At 62.4% G+C, this 20,269-nt stretch carries 23 protein-coding genes; 12 read left to right on the forward strand and 11 right to left on the reverse strand.

Features of this window, described 5'->3' with window-relative positions:
- The 6 genes from BG457_RS20025 to BG457_RS14750 form a co-directional block, all read right to left on the reverse strand.
- Nucleotides 1–453 (reverse strand): MerR family transcriptional regulator (locus tag BG457_RS20025; RefSeq protein ID WP_175546809.1); only part of this gene is annotated, 453 nt, incomplete at its 3' end.
- An 8-nt stretch (nt 454–461) separates the two neighbouring features.
- Nucleotides 462–764 (reverse strand): integration host factor subunit alpha, encoded by a 303-nt coding sequence (gene ihfA / locus BG457_RS14730; protein WP_071798036.1) that lies wholly within the window; start codon nt 762–764, stop codon nt 462–464.
- Between the two features lie 92 nt (nt 765–856).
- Nucleotides 857–1,834, reverse strand: coding sequence for a beta-ketoacyl-ACP synthase III (locus tag BG457_RS14735; protein WP_071798038.1), 978 nt, complete (start codon nt 1,832–1,834; stop codon nt 857–859).
- Nucleotides 1,831–2,961: a phosphate acyltransferase PlsX gene (gene plsX / locus BG457_RS14740; RefSeq protein ID WP_071798040.1), complete on the reverse strand. Its 1,131-nt coding sequence runs from the start codon at nt 2,959–2,961 to the stop codon at nt 1,831–1,833. Before plsX ends, BG457_RS14735 begins: the two co-directional genes overlap by 4 nt.
- 48 nt (nt 2,962–3,009) lie before the next feature.
- Nucleotides 3,010–3,216 carry a 50S ribosomal protein L32 gene (gene rpmF, locus BG457_RS14745; protein ID WP_071798042.1) on the reverse strand — a complete coding sequence of 69 codons (207 nt, stop codon included), beginning with the start codon at nt 3,214–3,216 and terminating at the stop codon, nt 3,010–3,012.
- A gap of 170 nt (nt 3,217–3,386) precedes the next feature.
- On the reverse strand, nt 3,387–3,986 hold the full coding sequence (locus BG457_RS14750) for a YceD family protein (RefSeq protein ID WP_245771015.1): 600 nt from the start codon (nt 3,984–3,986) through the stop codon (nt 3,387–3,389).
- Nucleotides 3,987–4,170: 184 nt separating this feature from the next.
- On the opposite strand from BG457_RS14750, the gene BG457_RS14755 reads away from it, so the two are divergent.
- The 3 genes from BG457_RS14755 to cysE all read left to right on the forward strand — a co-directional run bounded on the left by BG457_RS14755 (nt 4,171) and on the right by cysE (nt 6,406).
- Nucleotides 4,171–4,623, forward strand: a complete 453-nt coding sequence (locus tag BG457_RS14755) for an outer membrane protein assembly factor BamE (RefSeq protein ID WP_139257780.1) — start codon at nt 4,171–4,173, stop codon at nt 4,621–4,623.
- Nucleotides 4,624–4,673: 50 nt separating this feature from the next.
- Nucleotides 4,674–5,462 carry a GNAT family N-acetyltransferase gene (locus BG457_RS14760; protein WP_084657663.1) on the forward strand — a complete coding sequence of 263 codons (789 nt, stop codon included), beginning with the start codon at nt 4,674–4,676 and terminating at the stop codon, nt 5,460–5,462.
- A gap of 104 nt (nt 5,463–5,566) precedes the next feature.
- Entirely contained in the window at nt 5,567–6,406 is an 840-nt protein-coding gene (gene cysE, locus BG457_RS14765) for a serine O-acetyltransferase (RefSeq protein ID WP_139257782.1), read from the forward strand.
- A gap of 132 nt (nt 6,407–6,538) precedes the next feature.
- Here cysE and BG457_RS14770 read toward each other — a convergent pair whose 3' ends face one another.
- From BG457_RS14770 to puuE, 3 genes are all read right to left on the reverse strand, one after another.
- Nucleotides 6,539–7,960 (reverse strand): uracil-xanthine permease family protein, encoded by a 1,422-nt coding sequence (locus tag BG457_RS14770; protein ID WP_071798047.1) that lies wholly within the window; start codon nt 7,958–7,960, stop codon nt 6,539–6,541.
- 85 nt (nt 7,961–8,045) lie between these two features.
- Complete coding sequence (locus BG457_RS14775; RefSeq protein WP_071798050.1) at nt 8,046–8,540, reverse strand: ureidoglycolate lyase; 495 nt, start codon at nt 8,538–8,540, stop codon at nt 8,046–8,048.
- A 58-nt stretch (nt 8,541–8,598) separates the two neighbouring features.
- Nucleotides 8,599–10,014: an allantoinase PuuE gene (gene puuE / locus BG457_RS14780; RefSeq protein WP_071798051.1), complete on the reverse strand. Its 1,416-nt coding sequence runs from the start codon at nt 10,012–10,014 to the stop codon at nt 8,599–8,601.
- Nucleotides 10,015–10,179: 165 nt separating this feature from the next.
- Here puuE and uraH point away from each other — a divergent pair, with 165 nt between their 5' ends.
- Nucleotides 10,180–10,536 carry a hydroxyisourate hydrolase gene (gene uraH / locus BG457_RS14785; protein ID WP_071799200.1) on the forward strand — a complete coding sequence of 119 codons (357 nt, stop codon included), beginning with the start codon at nt 10,180–10,182 and terminating at the stop codon, nt 10,534–10,536.
- Here uraH and BG457_RS14790 read toward each other — a convergent pair.
- Nucleotides 10,521–11,456, reverse strand: coding sequence for a LysR family transcriptional regulator (locus BG457_RS14790; RefSeq protein WP_071798053.1), 936 nt, complete (start codon nt 11,454–11,456; stop codon nt 10,521–10,523). The genes uraH and BG457_RS14790 overlap by 16 nt on opposite strands.
- Nucleotides 11,457–11,565: 109 nt before the next feature.
- On the opposite strand from BG457_RS14790, the gene BG457_RS14795 reads away from it, so the two are divergent.
- Nucleotides 11,566–12,798, forward strand: coding sequence for a urate hydroxylase PuuD (locus BG457_RS14795; protein ID WP_071798055.1), 1,233 nt, complete (start codon nt 11,566–11,568; stop codon nt 12,796–12,798).
- A gap of 101 nt (nt 12,799–12,899) precedes the next feature.
- Here the strand turns inward: BG457_RS14795 and BG457_RS14800 are convergent, their stop codons facing one another.
- Nucleotides 12,900–14,498: a phosphoenolpyruvate carboxykinase gene (locus BG457_RS14800; protein ID WP_071798058.1), complete on the reverse strand. Its 1,599-nt coding sequence runs from the start codon at nt 14,496–14,498 to the stop codon at nt 12,900–12,902.
- A gap of 347 nt (nt 14,499–14,845) precedes the next feature.
- Here BG457_RS14800 and BG457_RS14805 point away from each other — a divergent pair, with 347 nt between their 5' ends.
- The 7 genes from BG457_RS14805 to BG457_RS14835 all read left to right on the forward strand — a co-directional run bounded on the left by BG457_RS14805 (nt 14,846) and on the right by BG457_RS14835 (nt 20,173).
- Nucleotides 14,846–15,544, forward strand: a complete 699-nt coding sequence (locus tag BG457_RS14805; RefSeq protein WP_071798060.1) for a response regulator transcription factor — start codon at nt 14,846–14,848, stop codon at nt 15,542–15,544.
- A 50-nt stretch (nt 15,545–15,594) separates the two neighbouring features.
- Nucleotides 15,595–17,259, forward strand: a complete 1,665-nt coding sequence (locus tag BG457_RS14810) for a sensor histidine kinase (RefSeq protein WP_071798061.1) — start codon at nt 15,595–15,597, stop codon at nt 17,257–17,259.
- On the forward strand, nt 17,256–17,711 hold the full coding sequence (locus BG457_RS14815) for an HPr kinase/phosphorylase (protein WP_175546810.1): 456 nt from the start codon (nt 17,256–17,258) through the stop codon (nt 17,709–17,711). The genes BG457_RS14810 and BG457_RS14815 overlap by 4 nt, the downstream gene beginning before the upstream one ends.
- Before the next feature lies 1 nt (nt 17,712).
- Entirely contained in the window at nt 17,713–18,621 is a 909-nt protein-coding gene (gene rapZ / locus BG457_RS14820; protein ID WP_071798065.1) for an RNase adapter RapZ, read from the forward strand.
- A gap of 8 nt (nt 18,622–18,629) precedes the next feature.
- Nucleotides 18,630–19,019, forward strand: coding sequence for a PTS sugar transporter subunit IIA (locus BG457_RS14825; protein WP_071798067.1), 390 nt, complete (start codon nt 18,630–18,632; stop codon nt 19,017–19,019).
- A 33-nt stretch (nt 19,020–19,052) separates the two neighbouring features.
- A complete protein-coding gene (locus BG457_RS14830) occupies nt 19,053–19,322 on the forward strand; it encodes an HPr family phosphocarrier protein (protein WP_071798069.1) in 270 nt (89 codons plus the stop codon).
- A 233-nt stretch (nt 19,323–19,555) separates the two neighbouring features.
- Nucleotides 19,556–20,173, forward strand: a complete 618-nt coding sequence (locus tag BG457_RS14835; RefSeq protein WP_071798071.1) for an outer membrane protein — start codon at nt 19,556–19,558, stop codon at nt 20,171–20,173.
- Nucleotides 20,174–20,269 lie beyond the last annotated feature (96 nt).

A 20,269-nucleotide genomic window follows, 5' to 3' on the forward strand; every position in this document is an offset into this window, starting at 1 on the left:
CTCAGGCTCAGGCTCAGGCTGTGCCGCGTCGAGCGCTGCTAGCTCGGAGATATCGTCGGGTGCCGCGACTTCTGAAGCAACGGCTTTCGCGCCATCAAGTGCCGCGAGATCCGCGATCTCGCCGTCGGGATCTGCGACCGGCTCGGCCACGGCCTCGATATCCCAGTCCGGCGCGTCATCGGTGATCGGTGCAAGCGCGGCGACATGGCGCACGCCTTGTTCCTGAATGAGCTTCTGCACGCCGCGGATGGTCATGCCACGGTCATGCAGCAGCAGCTTGATGCCGGACAGCAGGTCAATATCGGCAGGGCGGTAATAGCGCCGCCCGCCCGCGCGTTTCACGGGCTTGACCTGCGGAAACTTGCTTTCCCAGAAGCGCAGCACATGCGCCGGGGTCTGTAACGCATCCGCCGCCTCGCTGATGGTGCGGAACGCGTCAGGTGCCTTGCGCATGGCGATTCCTATCTGCGGTTGCCCTCGGCCACGCGTTCTTTCATCAGATGCGAGGGGCGGAAGGTCAGAACCCGGCGCGGCGAGATCGGCACTTCCTCGCCCGTCTTCGGGTTGCGTCCGACACGGGCATTCTTGTCGCGCACGGAGAATGTCCCGAAAGACGAGATCTTCACCTGCTCGCCGCTGACCAGCGCATCGGACACATGCTGCAGCACCGAATCGACCAGAGTCGCGGATTCATTCCGTGACAGCCCGACCTCGCGAAAAACCGCTTCGGTCAGGTCCATGCGCGTCAAGGTCTTGTTGGACATTGTTACCCCCTCATTTGCGGGGCAGCATGGGGGAAAGCGATTTTCGAGTCAATATCAGTGGGTTGTCAAGCGGCCTGAAAGCGCCGATCGCGCTACCAGCGCAGCGCCACGGCGCCCCAGCTCAACCCCCCGCCGATCGCTTCGGTCAGGATCAGGTCGCCCGGTTTGAAGCGCCCTTCGGCATTGGCAACCGACAGGGCCAGCGGAATCGAGGCCGCGGATGTGTTTCCGTGGTCCTGCACGGTCACGACCACACGCTCCATCGGCAGACCCAGCTTCTGGGCCGTGCCCTTGATGATGCGCAGATTGGCCTGATGCGGCACGATCCAGTCGACATCCGCCGCCGTCAATCCGGCCTTGTCGAGGGCGGTCATCGCCGTGGCCGCAAGCTTCTCGACAGCATGGCGGAATACCTCGCGCCCCTGCATCCGCAGATAGCCAGCCTGGCCCGTGCGCGAGACGCCGCCATCGACATAAAGCAGATCACGGTAGCGCCCGTCCGAGTTCAGATCGCAGGCCAGCACGCCGCGGTCGGTACTGGCCCCGGTGCCTTCCTGCGCTTCCAGCACCAGCGCGCCCGCGCCGTCGCCGAACAGAACCACCGTGCTGCGGTCGGTCGGATCCATGATGCGCGAGAAGGTCTCGGCGCCGATGACCAGCACGCGTTTTGCCTGACCGGCTAGGATCAGCCCGCTCGCATTGGCCAGCGCAAAGACAAAGCCCGCGCAGACTGCCTGAATGTCGAAAGCAAAGCCCGAGATGATGCCCAGATTGGCCTGAACCTGGGTTGCCACCGCCGGGAAGGTGTAATCCGGCGTCGAGGTCGCCACGATCACCGCGTCAATCGTGTCGGCGGTGACACCGGCATTCTCCAGTGCTGCGCGCGCCGCATATGTCGCCAGATCCGAGGTGTATTCATCCTCTGCCGCAAAATGGCGCCGCTTGATCCCCGAACGGGAGACAATCCAGTCATCGCTGGTATCCAGCGTCTTCGCAAATTCTGCGTTCTCGACCACGCGTTCTGGCAGGTAGTGGCCAGTGCCACGGATGACAGGACGGATCAGGCTCATGCTTGCCCCATGTCTTGCGTGTCTGCGGCGCTCTCTTCCGCAGGCAGGGCCGCTTCCTGGCGGCTCAGGACGCGCTCTTGCAGCGCATCGGCAACCGAGGCCAGACGATCGGCCATGCGGTCCTGAAAGCCCGATTGCGCCAGCCGGAAGGCGAGCTTGATTGCGGCGGAAACCCCGGTCGCATCGGCCGAGCCATGCGATTTCACCACGGTTCCGTTCAGGCCCAGAAACACCCCGCCATTCATGCGGCGCGGGTCCATGCGCTTTTGCAGCCGCTTGAGCGGGCCGTAAGCCGCAAGCCCGCCGACGCGCGACAATAGCGATGCTGTCAACTCGTCGCGCAGCGTATCGACGATGAGCCTTGCCGTGCCTTCGCCGGTTTTCAGCGCGACATTGCCGGTAAAGCCATCCGTCACGATCACATCGACATGCGCCGAGGCCAGATCCGTGCCTTCGACAAAACCCACGAAATCATAGCGCCCGATTTCTGCGGCATCTGCGATCAGTTGCGCGGCTTCCTTGATTTCGGCGCGGCCCTTGTGTTCTTCGGTGCCGACATTCAGCAAGCCCACGCGCGGGCGCGCTGTGTCAAAGGCATTGCGGTAATAGGCCGCCCCCATCAGCGCATATTGCAGCAGCGATTCCTCGTCGGCGCGCACATCCGCGCCAACATCCAGCATGGTGTTGAAACCGCTTTCGCCGCGCGAGGGCCAGAGGCAGGCTATCGCCGGTCGGTGCACGCCATGCAGCTTGCGCAGGCGCAGCATCGCCACGGCCATCAACGCACCGGTATTGCCGCAGGACACCGCCGCCTGCGCTTCGCCTTCGCGCAGCGCGGTCAGCGCGGACCACATCGAGGTCTCGCGCCCGCGCCGCATCACCTGGCTGGGCTTGTCGTGCATGCGCACAACATCGGGGCTGTGCTGGATGCGCGTGATGCCACGAAGCACAGGGTGACGGGCAACCAGCGGCGCAAGCTGGGCCTCGTCTCCGTGCAGAAGAAATCCGATCACGCCATTCTTTGCGGCGGATTGCGCGCAGCCTTCAACGACCGCAGAGGGGCCTTGATCGCCCCCCATGGCGTCGACGGAAATCGTGATTCTTCTGGATGGTGCTTCTTGCGTCATGCCGAGCGGCGCTTCTCAAGGCCGGCCCCGTTTCGGGGGCCGCTGGCCTCAGGCCGCGTCGTCTTCCAGATCGACCGCGCCGGTCTGGGCCACGACTTCGCGATCACCATAGTGGCCGCAGGACGGGCAGACATGATGCGGGCGCTTCAGCTCGCCGCAATTGGTGCACTCATTGGGATTGGCCGCAACCAGAGCGTCATGCGCGCGGCGCATGTTACGGCGGGAGCGGGTCACGCGGTTCTGTTGAACAGCCATGTCAAACCTCTGTTGTCAGAGCATCCGGACCATTCACCCAAGACCTGGGCCGTCCCGACGCGAAAGTGGGAAGATGCGATTTCGGCGGGGAATACACGGATTGCCCGTGGCTTCCAAGCCCTCAATTCACGAGCCGCGCAAAATAGTGATAAATCGTGTCTATGCAAGGCTCAATCGTCAGATTCCGGTGTCTTTCCGGCTTGTCCGGCGAGTTTGCCCTGTAGCGCGGCAAGCCCGGCAAAGGGTTTGGGGCGCGACTCAGGCAAGGGGGCAGCGCCGGGTGGCGCGATATTCAGCGCGCCCGAGGGGGACAGCGCGGCATCCGGGGCGCGCGGAAAGGCGGGCAGCGCCAAGGACAGCGCCTCGATGGCGATGGCCGAGATGTCGATCTGAGAGCCGAGCGGCTCTATCGTGTCATCCTCGGGCATCTCGACCTCCAGCCCTTCGGGTTCGGGCAGATCGGCCAGAAATGCGCGCGTCACAGTCTCGTCGATCCGGGTCGTGACGGGGGCGAGTGTGACCGCACAGGGCTGAACCACGGTTGCGCCAAGCTCCGCGACCAGTTCCCAGTCCGAGCGGCGCAGGGGGCGCAGGACCCCCTGAAAGCGGAATTTGCGCAATGCCTCCAGCCCAAGCGCCGCAGCGATCTGCTGGCGTTGCGCCGCATCGGGCTGCAGGTCGATGGTCACGGACTTGCGGCCGCCCAGACGGGCAACCCTGAGAGGGGCAAGCAGGGACACGGCGTCGATGGAATGGGGGATCTCGGTCACGGGTCCGGGTTCCTTAAAGGTTTCAGGTTTGCACAATCCCATAACGCATTGCGTTCCATTCTTGAATAGCAAGGCGTCCTTCTGTATCCCTGAGCGTGAAAGAAAGCGGTTTGCTGCGGATCGCGCAGGGAAACGCTCAAAAACACGTTATGCCGGAAGCAATTGGGGACGTTCGGACAAGATGATGCATCGCTGGTTTCTGATCGCCCTGACTGCTGTTTTCGCGCTCGCTTTGGCAGGGTGCAGCCCCGTCATGCGCTTTCACGGCTATGCCCCGGATGACGGGCTGCTGGCGGATATCGAGATCGGGCGTGACACGCGCGAGACCGTGGCCGAGAAGATTGGCCGTCCGGGCCTGACCGGGGTGATGGAAGGCTCGGCCTGGTATTATGTGCAAAGCGACTGGCGCCACGAAGGCTGGCGCCCGCCCGTCGAGGTGAAGCGTGAAGTGGTCACGATTTCCTTCGATGGCGGCGGGCGTGTCTCGAATATCGAGCGGTTCGGGCTTGAACAGGGCGAAGTGGTCGCGCTCTCGCGCCGCGTGACCTCGCCGGGCTTGACGAGCGGGACGATCCTGCGCCAGCTCTTCTCGAATATCGGGCAGTTCAACCCGGCGCAGATGCTGGGCGGACGCTGAGGCGCGACTGCACACCACGTCGCAATGGGGCGCCAAGGCAGGGGGCAGGCATGACCGGCGGACGCGACCCTGATCCTGTGCAGGATGCTGCGGTGGAGGCCCCGGACTGGGGTTTCGACCTCGGAATGCTGCATATCGGGCTGGCCCGCAGCGCCGAGGACATGAAAGCCGTGCAGCGTTTGCGCGACACGCGCTTTCGCGGCGCTCCGGGTGTCAGCGACATGGATCGTTTTGACCCGCTCTGCCGGCACCTTCTGATCCGCAAATCCACTGATCAAGAGGTTCTGGCCGCAGCGCGTCTTCGCGTTCTGCAGGGGGATAGCGCCCTTCGCGACTGCTATACGGCGCAATTCTACGATCTGGGCGAGTTGGGGCGCAGCGGGCAGAGTTGCATGGAGATCGGGCGTATCTGCATCGATGCGGCGCATGTTCATGACCCGGACCTGTTGCGCGCGCTTCTTGCCGGGCTGACGCGGTTGGCACAGGAAAGCGGCAGCGAATTGCTGATCGGCTGCGCCTCGTTTCGCGGGGCCGATCCCGCGCGTCATGCGGGCGCGCTGAAATACCTGGCGGCGAATCATATCGGCCCGGCACACCTGCGTCCCGCCCGTGCTGCGACGCAGGTGCTGGAACTGCCGGATGCGGGGGGCAGTGCAGAGATGACGGGTCTGCGTCAGGTGCCGGCGCTGTTGCGGCTCTATCTCGGATTGGGGGGCTGGGTGTCTGACCATGCGGTGATCGATCCGGAGCTTGACACGCTGCATGTCTTCACCGCCGTCGAGACCGCCTCCATTCCGCCCGCGCGGTTGCGTGCCCTGCAACTGCTGGCGCGCGGCTGAGAGCATCGGGAATATCGCTGCGCAAAGCGTTGCTTTTCGTGCTAGACTCCTTATGTGACCCTTCGTGCATGCGATGCACGATCTGACTGTCAGGAAGGATGACCATGCCCGCCCGCAAAGAACCGAGCTCGCAAGCGACAAACCGGATCGCCCGTCTTGATCCCGTCTGGGAAACCATCCGCGACGAAGCCCAGGCCTCGGTCGAACAGGAGCCGCTTCTGGGGGGAATGTTCCATTCCTCGATTCTGCATCACCGCACGCTGGAACAGGCGCTTGCCTTCCGCCTGTCGCAGAAGCTCGCGTCTGCCGAGATGTCAGAGCAGATTCTGCGCGAGATCATGGATGCGGCCCATGCCGATGATCCGTCACTGGGCGAGGCCGCCCGCGCCGATATCGTGGCAACCTATGAGCGTGATCCGGCCTGCAACCGCTTCCTGAAGCCGCTGCTGTATTTCAAGGGCTATCAGGCGGTTCAGGCTTACCGGATCGCGCATTGGCTGAGCAAGCAGGGCCGCACCGATTTCGCAAGCTTGATCCAGATGCGGGTGTCCGAGTGCTTTGGCGTCGATATTCACCCCGGCGCGCGGATCGGCAAGGGGATCATGATCGATCACGCGCATTCCATTGTCGTGGGGGAAACTGCGGTGGTGGGCGATAATGTCTCGATGCTGCATTCGGTGACGCTGGGCGGGACCGGCAAGGAAGATGGCGACCGCCATCCCAAGATCGGCAATGGCGTGCTGATCGGGGCCGGGGCCAAGGTTCTGGGCAATATCCATGTCGGCGATTGCGCCCGGATCGCAGCCGGGTCGGTGGTGCTCGAAGATGTGCCCACGCGCAAGACGGTTGCGGGCATCCCGGCGCGGATCGTTGGCGAAGCAGGCTGCGCGCAGCCCTCGCTGACGATGGACCAGCTTTTCGGCGGGCGCACGGATCTGGGCTGAGGCGGGGGCGCCGCCCGCACGGATGACGCGCGGAAGGTGGGTTTCCACCCGGCTTGCCTGTGACATGCCCCTATCGCTTCCATCATGAACGCGGGGCCGGTTGCGCTTGTCGTCTCAACCGGCCCCGTCACATCACCTGTCCCGCGATCCGCTCAGGCCAGCGCCATGGCCCTGCGCGCCGTTTGCCGCTTTTTCCGATGCCTCCCCGACCAGATCGCGCGGCAGGATCAGGTTCAGGACGATGGCAATGGCTGCGGCGGGCAGGATGCCCGAGGTCAGCAGCACGCGCGGCGTGTCCGACAGATGCTGCAGCGCCGAGGGTTCCAGTTGCAGCCCGAGCCCCAGCGAGAGCGCAATCGCGAAGATCACCATATTGCGCCGGTTCCACAGCACATCCGACAGCATCGAGATCCCCGCTGCGACGACCATGCCGAACATCACGATCACACCGCCGCCCAGAACCTCGATGGGTACGGTCGAGATCACGGCGCCGACTTTCGGGAACAGCCCCGCGATGATCAGGAATATGGCGCCGATGGTCACGACATGGCGGCTCATGACACCGGTCATGGCGATCAGGCCCACATTCTGGCTGAAGCTCGTATTCGGCAGCGCCCCGAACAGGCCCGAAACGGCGGTACCGATCCCGTCAGCATAGGTCGCACCTTCGATCTCGCGCTCGGTGGCTTCGCGCCCCGCGCCGCCTTTGGTGATCCCCGAGACATCGCCCACCGTCTCGACCGCAGAGACAAAGGCCATGGCACAGAAGCCGATGATCGCGGCAGCGGTGAATTCAATGCCGAAATGCAGCGGGTTGGGCAGGGCGAAGGGCGCTGCGGTGCCGATGGGGGCGAAACTGACCTTGCCCATCAACAGCGCCACGATATAGCCCGCAAACAGCCCAAGCAGCACGGCAGAGACCGAGAGCATGCCACGGGCAAAGAATTTCAGCCCCAGCGTGACGAAGATCACCACAAGCGCGATGGACCAGCTTTGCAGATTGCCGAACTGTTCCGTGCCCATCAGCGGCACACCGCCCGCAGCGTATTGGACACCTACACGCACCAGCGCGAGGCCGATCATGGTGACAACCAATCCGGTCACAAGCGGGGGCAGGGCAAAGCGGATGCGTCCGATCACAGTGCCAAGGGCAGCGTGAAACAGCCCGCCCACCAGAATGCCGCCCATGACCGCTGCCATGGCATCCACGCCCTTGCCTGCCACAAGCGGGATCATGATCGGGATGAAGGCGAAAGATGTGCCCTGCACGATGGGCAGCCGCGCGCCGACCGGGCCGAAGGTGATGGTCTGCAGCAGCGTCGCCACGCCTGCAAAGAACATCGACATCTGCAACATATAGATCAGATTCGGGAAATCGGGCGAGCCGGAGCCAAAGCCGAATCCCGCAGCCCCCGCCACGATGATCGCGGGCGTCACGTTCGAGACGAACATCGCCAGCACATGCTGAACGCCGAGCGGAATGGCCTTGTAGAGCGGCGGTGTGTAATCGGGGTCGCGCAATTGCGCGGCGGTCCCGAGCGATGAATCAGCCATGGTGAAGTCCTCCTCAGGAAAGCGGGAGCGGTCCCTGAAGGCCGGCCTGACCTTCAAGGCTGGATCGTGGCGCGGGGCTTCCTCCTCAAGCCGGGCCGCGCACCTCCCACGGGGTTGAAAACCAGTGTTCTTCAAGGTTCGGCGTCGGCCCGATCCGGTCGATCACGGCAAACCGGCCGGGCTGGCTGAGGGGGGTGAGCACCCCATGCCAGATATTGCGGTGAAAATTGATGCCCTGCGCGCCATTTGTGAGGAAGGCGCGGGGGGTGTCGGGGCTGCCGCCCAGATCCTGCGCAACAATCACCAGAAACGGCGCGTCATGCATCGGAATGAAGGCCTGACTGCCCTCCGGGTGACGCTCTACCATGTCGAGCCTATAGGGCAGGGCGCGCGGCTCTGCGTCGAAGATCGAAATCCCCGCACGCCCCCCCGCGCCGAAATCAAGCTGCGCCCGGTCATGAAAGCGCCCGCACAGACCCTGATTGATCAGCTTGTCCGGCGCGCCTGTGGTGTCGAGCACATCGCCGAAAGGGGCGAAAGCTGTCGGGGTCAGGGCTTCTGCGATGAGGATGCGCGTCATGTCCGGCCTCGGGCTAGGGCGTGAGGGAGTGGTGAGTATTTATGGCAAGATGAAACACTCAGGGCAGGATATCCTTCAGCCGCAGTTCCGCGATGCGTTCGACCTGACGGCAGGCGGTGGCGAATTCGGTGGCGCTGTCATTTTCGAGCCGGTCCTGAAAGGCTTGCTGGATGCTGGCCTTGCTGTTGTCGCGCACCGCGATGATGAAGGGGAAGCCATGTTTCTCGACATAGGCGGTGTTCATCTTCTGGAAGCTGTCGCGCTCCGCATCGGTCAGGGCGTCGAGCCCGGCACTTGCCTGTTCGTTGGTGGATTCCGCGGTCAGGCGCTTGGCAGCGGCGAGTTTTCCGGCAAGGTCCGGGTGGGCACGCAGAACGGCCATGCGCGCGTCATCACTGGCGCTGCGGAAGGCGCGCGCCATGGCATTGGCCAGACCCGCCGCGCTGTCATGGGCGGGGCCGAGTTCCAGCGCATGGGCGGCTTCGGCGACCCAGGGCGAGTGCTCATAGATGCCGCCGAACCTCGCCACGAAAGCCGCGCGGTCCATGGCGCTGGGCCGGTCGCGGCGCGCATGCGGGTGGGTGGCGGCCCAATGCTGCGCGATATCCTGACGGCGCGCGAACCAGACACCTTCATGCGCCATCGCGTGATCGAGGAAGCGCATCAGACCGGCGATCTTGCCGGGGCGCCCGATCAGGCGGCAATGCAGGCCGATGGACAGCATCTTCGGCGCGCCTGCCTCCCCTTCGGCATAGAGCACATCAAAAGCATCTTTCAGATACTCCTCGAAATCGCGCCCTGTGACCCAGCCGGGGGCCGTGGCAAAACGCATGTCATTGGCCTCTAGCGTATAGGGCAGGATCAGTTGATCGCGCGCGCCGAATTCCATCCAATGCGGCAGGTCATCATCATAAGTATCTGAAATCCAGTCGAACTGGCCGGTCTCTGCCGCAAGCCGGACGGTATTGACCGAACAGCGCCCGGTATACCAGCCGCGCGGGGCCTCGCCCACGACCTCGGTATGCAGGCGGATCGCGTCCCGGATCGCGGCGCGTTCCTCTTCTTCTGGCATGTCGCGGTGTTCGACCCATTTCAGCCCGTGGCTGGCGATTTCCCAATCCGCCGCTTTCATGGCTGCAACCTGTTCGGGATTGCGCGCCAGCGCCGAGGCCACACCGTAAATGGTCACCGGCAGCTCGCGCGCAGTGAACAGCCGGTGCAGACGCCAGAACCCGGCCCGCGCGCCGTAATCATAGATGGATTCCATGTTCCAGTGCCGCATGCCCGGCCAGGGCTGTGCACCGGGAATATCGGACAGAAAGCCCTCAGAGGCCGCGTCGCCATGCAGCAGGCTGTTCTCGCCGCCCTCCTCGTAGTTCAGCACGAGCGAGATCGCGATCTTTGCCCCGCCCGGCCACCCGGCCTTGGGGGGCGTGGCACCATATCCAGTCAGATTGCGCGGGTAGCGATGCACGGGGAAACCTCCAGATAGTCAGTTCATTTTGTTCTAAAGCAGAATAATCAATTCCGCTTTCTGGGAATTTTTGAAAGACCTCAAATCTGCGCCAGGAGCATGAGGCTGGAAGTTTATGCCCCGGCGCTGCAAGATCAGGCGAATCCGTATCAGCAGGGGGGCATCATGGCCGGTTTTCTGACAACGCATGTTCTGGACACGGCGCGCGGTCTGCCCGCCGAAGGACTGGAGATCACGCTCTATCGCCTGAGGGACGGCGCGCGGGATCTGGTGGTGACGATGCGCACCAATGATGACGGGCGCACGGACAGCCCGATCCTGCCCGCGGAGCGTTTCGAGACCGGCGTTTATGAGCTGGTCTTTGCGGCGGGCGACTATCTGCGGGCGACCGGGCAGGCCGGGGCCGACCCGCTGTTTCTGGACGAAGTGCCGATCCGTTTCGGCATCAGCGACCCCGACAGCCATTACCATGTACCGCTCCTGCTCTCGCCCTTCAGCTTTTCGACCTATCGCGGCAGCTGAGCCAGCGCTTTCTCGGCCTCGGCCAGCGCCGCCTTGATCCGCGCTGCGATGAAATCCGCAAAGATCGTCACTTTCGGGTCGCGCAGGCGGCGATGTGGCGTCAGCGCGGCCAGTGTGACGGGCAGGGGGGGCGTGGCTTCGGCCACAGGCACCAATGCACCGCTGACCAGATGCTCGGCCACCTCGAATACCGGTTTCATCACGATCCCGCGCCCGTCCAGCGCCCAGCCGGTCAGCACATCGCCATCATCCGATTCGTAGGGCCCTGCGATCTTGTAGCGCTGCGGACCGTCCGGCCCTTGCAGCGTCCATTGAAATTCGCGCGCACCGGGAAAGCGCAGGTTCAGGCAGTCATGCCGGTCGCGCACCAATGCCGCGCCATCCGCAGGCATGCCGCGTCGCGCGACATAATCCGGCGCCGCACAAAGTACGCGCGGACATTCCGCGATCACCCGCATTTTCAGCGTCGAATCCTCCAGCGTGCCCAGATGAAAGACCAGATCCAGCCCTTCGGCGGTCACATCAATGCTGCGGTCTGACAGGCGCAGGCGCAGTTCGATCTCGGGGTTTTCATCCTTGAACCCCGGCACATGCGGCGCGATCAGCCTTCGCCCGATGCCAAGCGGGGCCGCGACAAAGAGCGTTCCGCGCGGCTTGGCGGAAGCATGGGTCAATGCGCCCTCGGCCTCGGAAATCGCATCGAGGATCTTCAGCGCGCCTTCATAGAAGATCTGCCCGTTCGACGTGGGCTGCAGCGACCGGGTGGTGCGGTTGAACAGCCGCACCCCCAGATGCTTTTCCAGTTCCGCCACACGGGCCGAGGCGACGGCTGGCGAGGTGCGCTGATCGCGCGCGGCGGCGGACATGCTGCCCAATTCATAGACACGCACGAACATCTGGACATTGTTGAGATAGGCCATGGCGATTTTCAAGCTGCATTTGAAAGTGATCGGTGTTTTCTGGAATTAACAGAAAGCGGGCTGCCGGTATAGGGTCTGGGCTGACGCGAATAAATACTAGGAGGGCGCGATGCTTGATTTGGTTATCTTCGGCGCTTGGGCGGAATTCGCCATACGCTGGCTGCATGTGGTCACGGCGATTGCCTGGATCGGATCGAGTTTCTATTTCATCGCCCTCGATCTGGGCCTGCGCAAATCGCCATCGCTTGCGCCCGGCGCGCATGGCGAGGAATGGCAGGTCCATGGCGGTGGCTTCTACCATATCCAGAAATATCTGGTTGCCCCCGACAAGATGCCCGATCACCTGATCTGGCACAAATGGCAAAGCTATTCGACATGGCTTTCAGGCTTCGTGCTTCTGGCGCTGATCTATTATGTCGGTGCCGAATTCTACCTGATCGATGTCAATGTGGCCGATCTCGCGGTCTGGCAGGCGATCGCGATCTCGCTGGCCTCGCTGGGTCTGGGCTGGGTGATCTATGACCTGCTCTGCAAGTCGCGCTTCGGCGAGGACAATACGCGGCTGATGATCCTGCTTTTCGTTCTCCTGGTGATCATGGCCTGGGGCTACACGCAGGTTTTCACCGGTCGGGCGGCACTTCTGCATCTTGGTGCCTTCACCGCCACCATCATGTCGGCGAATGTGTTCTTCATCATCATCCCCAATCAGAAGATCGTGGTGGAAGACCTCAAGGCCGGGCGCACGCCGGATCCGAAATACGGCAAGATCGCCAAGCAGCGTTCGACCCATAACAACTATCTGACCCTGCCGGTCATTTTCCTGATGCTGTCCAATCACTACCCGCTGGCCTTCGCCTCCGAGTTCAACTGGCTCATTGCGGCGCTGGTCTTCCTGATGGGGGTGACGATCCGGCATTTCTTCAACACCCTGCATATGGGGGGCGGCTATAAATGGTGGACATGGGCGGCGACGACGGTGCTGTTTCTGACCATCATCATGCTCTCGACCCTCGGCCAGCCCCGCGCGGCCGAGGAGGAAGATCTCGCGGCACTCCCGGCATCTGTCGCCCGCTTCGTCGAGGATCCGCATTTCGAAGACGCCTATTGGGCCGTGGTTGGCCATTGCTCGATGTGCCATGCCGAAGATCCGGTCTGGCCGGGCCTCTACTGGGCGCCGAAAGGGATCATACTGGAAACCGAAGCACAGGTCGCCCGCGCCGCCCAGACCATCTATCTGCAATCCGGCATCAGCCATGCCATGCCACCGCGCAGCTCGGTTCAGATGGCGGACGAAGCCCGCGCCGAAATCGCCCGCTGGTATCGCAGCGCCACCGGCTCCTGATTGCTGTCTCGCAAGAATATTGGGGGGAGATGACCCCACGAAGCAGAAAGCCCCGCCTGAACAGGCGGGGCTTTCTCGATCAGATCGCAGAGTGGGCCGGATCAGCCGATGGCCGCCTGTTTCACTTCATCATCAATATAGGGCACATATTGCGCGAAATTCTCGGCGAACATCCCGACAAGTTTCGCGGCCTGGCGGTCATAGGCTGCGCCGTCTTCCCAGGTCCGGCGCGGGTCAAGCAGCACATCCGCGACACCGGGCACGGAAACCGGCACGTCAAAGCCGAAATTCGGATCGCGGCGGAACTCGACTTCGCGCAGGGATCCGTCCAGCGCGGCACTCAGAAGCGCGCGGGTGGCCTTGATCGGCATGCGTGACCCGGTGCCATAGGCGCCACCGGTCCAGCCGGTATTGACCAGCCAGCATTCCGCCCCGAAACGCGCGATCTTCTCCTGCAAGAGCTTGCCATAGACCTCGGGGCGGCGCGGCATGAAGGGGGCGCCGAAACAGGTCGAGAAAGTCGGCTGCGGTTCGGTCACGCCCTGTTCGGTCCCGGCCACTTTCGAGGTGAAGCCCGACAGGAAATGATACATCGCCTGCGCAGGCGTCAGCCGGGCGATGGGGGGCAGCACGCCGAAAGCATCGCAGGTCAGCATGATGATGTTCTTCGGCACCCCGCCCAGCGAGGTCTCGGATGCATTCGAGATTGCGTCCAGCGGATAGGCCACGCGGGTATTCGCGGTCAGGCTGTCATCGGTGAAATCCAGCTCCAGCGTGTCCGGGTCATAGACCATGTTCTCGACCACCGAGGCGAAGCGATGCGTCGTCGCATAGATTTCCGGCTCGGCCTCGGCATCGAGATTGATGGTCTTGGCGTAGCAGCCCCCCTCGAAATTGAAGATGCCAGTATCCGACCAGCCATGTTCGTCATCCCCGATCAGGATGCGCGCGGGATCGGCGGAAAGCGTGGTCTTGCCGGTGCCTGACAGGCCGAAGAACACCGCCGAATCCTGCGGATCATCCAGCGCATGATTGGCCGAGCAATGCATCGGCATCACACCCTTTTCCGGCAGGATGTAGTTCAGCAGCGTGAAGACCGATTTCTTGTTCTCGCCGGCATAGGCCGTGTTGGCGATCAGAATGATCTTGCGGCTCAGATCCAGCGCGATCACGGTTTCGGAGCGGCAGCCATGGCGGGCCGGGTCGGCCTTGAAGCTCGGGCAGTTGATGATGGTGAATTCCGGCTCGAATGTGGCCAGTTCCTCGGCGGCGGGGCGGCGCAGCAGATGGCGGATGAACAGCCCGTGCCAGGCCAGTTCCGTCACCACGCGCACATCCAGACGATGCGCCGGATCCGCTCCACCATAGAGATCCTGCACGAAAACCTCGCGCCCTTGCAGATGGGCCAGCATGTCGGCATGCAACTGATCAAAGGCCGCCTGCGCCATCGGAGCGTTGTTTTCCCACCAGATCTTGTTTTCGACCTCGGGGCTGCGCACCACGAATTTGTCTTTGGGCGAACGACCCGTATGCGTGCCGGTCGAGGCCAGAAACGCGCCCCCAAGCCCCAGCCGCCCCTCGCCGCGCTGGATCGCGGCTTCGACAAGGGCAGGCTCCAGCAGGTTGTAATAGGCCTTCGACACTCCGACAATACCTTGGTCTTCCAGGCGTTTGTTCGGGTTGACGCGGGGTGTGGTCATCGTGGCGGCTCCATTTGGCACGTGGTTCCAGAAACGGGTGCAATCACCTGGTCAAAAGAAAATTCGTCATCGGCACATCATGCTGCCCGGCTGCTGATTGCCCTATAACACCACGATTGTGGCAAAGCATAGGTCGATATCGTATGGTTAGCGCAATCAACCGGACGTTAGCGCAACATTAGGAAATTCAGCGCATACAGAGTGTTGCTGTTTCGCACGGTTGGTCGCGAATCAGCGATGAAAACCGGGGCTGTGCTGTTATTTTGTTGCGACAAACATGGGATTGGGCGACTATGTGGCAAAATTAAGGCGAAATCGCCATAAAAGCAGACGTAAAGGGCAGGCACATGTCGAAAATCGCACTGGTCGATGATGACCGCAATATCCTGACATCCGTATCAATCTGCCTTGAGGCCGAAGGGTTCGAGGTGGAAACCTATAATGACGGGCAGGCGGCGCTGGATGCCTTCAATCGCAAGATGCCCGATATGGCTGTTCTGGACATGAAGATGCCGCGCATGGACGGGATGGAATTGCTGCAGCGGCTGCGGCAGAAAACCCAGATGCCGATCATTTTCCTGACCTCCAAGGATGACGAGATCGACGAAGTGCTCGGGCTGCGCATGGGCGCGGATGACTATGTGAAAAAGCCCTTCTCCCAACGTCTGCTGGTCGAACGGATCCGCGCGCTGTTGCGCCGCAAGCAGGCGATCGAGGCGGGACCGGATGCCGGCGACGAGGCCAAGGTTCTGGTACGCGGCAATCTGGAAATGGATCCGCTGCGCCATCAGGTGAAATGGAAGGGCGAAGATGTCACCCTGACCGTGACAGAATTTCTGCTGTTGCAGGCCCTCGCCCAGCGTCCCGGTGTGGTAAAGTCGCGCGATCAGTTGATGGATGTGGCCTATGAGGATCAGGTCTATGTCGACGACCGCACGATCGACAGCCACATCAAGCGGTTGCGCAAGAAGATGCGCAGCGTTGACGAGGAATTCTCGTCCATCGAGACGCTGTACGGGATCGGTTACAAATATAACGAAGCGTGACACAAGGCCGGTCGGTGCGAAGCCTGACGGACAGAAAATCGGGTGCTGGAGTGCAGACGGAGGCAACTGCATCGAGAACGGATATCGTTCTTGGCGATGACTGGATAGGCCCCGGCGACGCGGTCGAGACCGAGGTACGCGCATCGCGCGCGCGCCGCGGAATGTTCAGCATTTCGAGTTCACCACTTGCCCGCAAGATCGCGCTGTTCAATCTTGTGGCGCTCGTCATCCTGATCGCGAGTATCCTGTTCACGAACCCGTTCCGGGATTCTCTTCTGCGCCAGCAGGAAGAAATGCTCGCAACGAATGTCCAGATCCTCGCCCGCATGCTCTCGGGCCCGGGCGACATGGATACCGCGCGCGCCGCCCTGCAGAACAGTTTCTCGATGGATCGGCGCTTTGAATTGCTGCTGATCGATGCCCAGGGCCAGATCGTTGGTCAGATTCAGGGCAATGAGGCGGTTCCCGGCAGCCAGATGGCGCGACGCGCGACGCCGATCAGTGATCTGTTGCGGGCAATCTGGACCGGCATGACCTCGATCACGCCGATTGACCGGGGCGGTCCCGAGGCAACGGATTTCCAATCCGTTGCGCGCTCGATGTTCGTGTCCAACCGGGCCGGGCAAAGCGCCAGCCATACCCAACGCGATGGCACGGATACGATGTGGCTGGCCGCAAGCGCCCCAGTCCTGCGCGAGGGTGATTTCGCCGGGGCCGTGTTCCTGCGCCGCGATTCCGCTGACACGGCGCAGTTGATGCGTCAGGAGCGCGAGCAGGTGTTCCAGTTTTTCCTGATCGCCGTGCTGGTCTCGATTGGCCTGAGTTTCGTGCTGGCCTCGACAATCGCCAACCCGCTGGCCGATCTTGCCATGGCGGCCGAGCTTGGCAAGCGCCGGGATGCGCGCAAGAACCAGCCCGGCGCGCGTGTGCGTATCCCCGATCTGTCCGGTCGCCCCGATGAAATCGGCGATCTGTCCCGTGCGATGCGCGGCATTGTCAGCGCGCTTTATGACCGGGTCGAGGCGAATGAACAATTTGCCGCCGATGTGGCGCATGAGATCAAGAACCCGCTGGCCTCGCTGCGCTCCGCTGTCGGCAGCCTGCGCATGGCCAAGCGCCCCGATCAGATCCAGCGCCTGCTGGAGGTGATCGAACATGATGTGCGCCGACTGGACCGGCTGGTCTCGGACACGTCCAATGCCTCGCGTCTGGATGCGGAACTGGTCAAGGAAGAGCAGGAGGAATTCGACCTTACCGTGCTGCTGAACAATCTGTGTCAGCACCTGTCGCAGGAAGCGCGCGAAAAAGGCGTCGAGTTCATCAAGATCCTGCCGCAGGAACCGATCCGCATCACCGGGCTGGAGGGGCGTCTGGCACAGGTCTTCGTCAATCTGATCACGAATGCGATTTCCTTCTGTGAAGAAGGAGATGCCGTGCGTGTCTGGGCACGGCAGCGGCATGACCGCGTGTTGGTGGTGGTGGAAGATACCGGGCCGGGCATTCCTGATAACGCCCTCAAGAAAGTTTTCAAGCGCTTCTATTCGGAACGCCCGGTCCAGCAATTCGGCAATCATTCAGGTCTGGGGCTCGCAATATCCAAGCAGATCATCGAAGCGCATCAGGGCGTGATCTGGGCCGAGAATATTCGTGCAAACGGGGCAGATCCTGAAAGCCCGCCGCTTGGCGCGCGTTTCGTGGTCGGCCTGCCGCTTTGAGCGCGCCTGCCGTGCCGGACATGATCCATGGCTCTGCTGTTGCATTTGATCTCGATGGATCCTGGGCAGGTCTGCTGATCACCGGCCGCTCCGGCAGCGGCAAATCCGAACTGGCGCTGGAACTGATCGGCCACGGGGCCCGGCTGATCGCTGATGACCAGACCGAACTGCGCCGGGAGGGCGGAGAAATCCGCCTCTCGTCCCCGCCCGCGCTGCATGGCCTGATCGAGTTGCGCCGGGTCGGTATCCTGCGCCTTGATCCCGTTGACAGCGCGGTGCTGGCGGTTGTGGTCGATCTTGATGAGGACGAGACCGAGCGCTTGCCGCAGCGCCATGTGACAGATATTCAGGGTGTGACAGTGCCGCGCCTGCGCCATGCTTCTGGCAGGGTTTTTGCAGTGGCGCTGAAACACTATGTGCTGTCACGCCACTGGCAGGACGAGGAGCATTAGCATGTCCCTGCAGTCCAGCGCGCTGAGCAAGTCAGATCGTCTGGTCCTTCTGACCGGGCCCTCCGGGGCGGGCCGCAGTACGGCGCTGCGCGCGCTGGAGGATCTGGGCTATGAAGCGATTGACAACATGCCGATCAGTCTGGTGTCGCGACTGGTCGCCGCGCCCCTGGACCGACCGCTTGCGCTGGTCCTCGATCCCCGCAATCGCGATTTCGCGGTCAATGCGCTGCTGGCGCTGGTCGAGGAATTCTCCGCCTCGCCGCGTTTCGATTTCGATCTGGTCTATCTTGATTGCCCTGTGACAACCCTGATCCAGCGCTATTCCGAGACTCGCCGCCGCCATCCCCTCAGTCCCGACAGAACAGCGCGCGAGGGGATCGAGCTTGAAGCGCGGCTGATGCAGCCGGTTCGCATGCGCGCAGACGTTCTGGTCGAGACCGAAAGCATGACACCGCATGATCTGCGCGCGCATATGCAGCGGCTCTTTGGTCAGCCCGGAGCGCAAAACATGCAGGTGCATGTTGAGTCCTTCTCCTACAAGCGCGGCATTCCCGCCGGTGTGGATCTGGTCTTTGACTGCCGGTTTCTGAACAATCCGCATTGGCAACCCGGTCTGCGACTGCGCGACGGACGCGACCCGGCGGTTGTGGATTTCATCCTGTCCGATACCCGGTTCTCCGGCTTCTTCCGGCGAATTCACGATCTGGTTGAGTATCTTCTGCCAGAATACACGCAGGAGGGGAAAACCCAGCTTTCTATCGGCTTTGGCTGTACAGGGGGGCAACACAGGTCCGTGGCGATTGCCGAAAAGCTGTCAAATGCCCTTGCACAGGCCGGGTGGCAGGTGTCTAAACGGCACAGGGAACTGGAACGCATCGCGGCGCATGCCGCAGCAGATAAGAGCGAATAGGTCGCCTCGTGATCGGGATCGTGATCGTTGCCCATGGTGGTCTGGCCCGCGAATACCTCGCGGCGATCGAGCATGTGATCGGCAAACAGACCGGTATCGTGGCAATCTCCATCGAATATGACCACGACCGCGCGGCCAAACAGGCCGAGATCGCCGCCGCCGCCGCTGCGGTGGATGCCGGTTCCGGCGTGGTGGTCGTCACCGACATGTTCGGCGGATCACCGTCCAACCTGTCGATGCCTGCCTGCACCGGCCCCGAGCGGCGAATCCTCTACGGGGCGAATCTGCCCATGCTCATCAAGCTTGCGAAATCACGCGACATGGGGTTGCAGGCAGCGACCTCCGCCGCTCTGGAAGCTGGCCGCAAATACATTAATTCTATGGAAATCGGCCGCTAGGCTTTTGCAACTCAGGACAGGTGACGGCAGGGCATGACGAAAATCGAGTTGGAAATCATCAACGAAAAGGGCCTGCACGCCCGCGCTTCGGCGAAATTCGTTGAGGTGGTCGAGGCGCATGATGCGGCTGCCGAAGTGATGAAGGACGGCATGAGCGTGCCGGGGGATTCGATCATGGGGCTGCTCATGCTGGCGGCGTCACGCGGCACTTCGATTCAGGTCAAGACCTCGGGCGCGCAGCATGCAGAACTCGCCCATGCGCTTCAGGAACTGGTCGCAAATCGTTTTGGTGAGGGGATGTGAGTCGCCATAGCGGGTAGGCGGAAAATTGCCGCTAATTTTTTCTCGAATAAACAGCATCTTACCATTATTGTCGCGCGCTCAGCTTATCGTGATTGCGAAATGGGTTATGCTACTGTGTTCCTTCGATTACACCTCATGCGTGTGTGGATGGAACCGACTGGTTTTTTACCGGTTAATCTGACACGATGGAAACAGTAATCTAGTCGAATGGCTTGGAACAGGAGTAACAACAAATGGCAAGAATTCTGGCTTATGCAGCAGCCGCCGCACTGGTCGCGACGGGCGCAAGCGCAGGCGGCCTCTCGAAAACAGCCCCGGCAGCAGAGCCTGTAGTCCATCAGCCCGCCGCGCCGGTCGCAGCGCCGCGTTTTGACTGGACGGGTGGCTATGCAGGTGCGGCCCTTGGCTATGGCCGTATGAAAACCAGCGCCGGTGAGCGCGGCAGCACCGCAGTCGGCTTTCTGTTTGCTGGCTATCGCTGGGATATGGGTGATGCGGTGATCGGGGCAGAAGCGCAGGTTGCGCCGGTGGCATTCGGATCGCCGACGCTCGCAAGCGGTGACCGTTTGCGCGCCGGCGCGTCGCTGCTGTTGTCGGCGGGTATGCCCGTGACGGCAGATGCGCGCACCTTGGCCTATGTCGGTGCGGGCCCGGCCGTGCTTCGCACAAGCGGCCCGACTGGCTCCGGCACCTCGACCGGCCTTCAGGGCCAGTTGGGTGTGGATCACATGCTGACCGACACCATCATGGTGCGCGGCTCGGTGAACTACACAGCGATCAACCGGGTTGGTTCGGCAAATGACCGTACGCGTACCGTCGGTGCCGGTGTCGGTCTGGCCTTCCGCTTCTGATACGGTCAAGGCCCACTGAACGAAGCCCCCTGCAGTGTTCTGCAGGGGGCTTTTTCATGCCCGGCCACTACCCAATGAGGCAGAACGCGAGGCCGG

It is taken from the genome of Natronohydrobacter thiooxidans (assembly GCF_001884735.1).
GTDB lineage: Bacteria > Pseudomonadota > Alphaproteobacteria > Rhodobacterales > Rhodobacteraceae > Roseinatronobacter > Roseinatronobacter thiooxidans_A.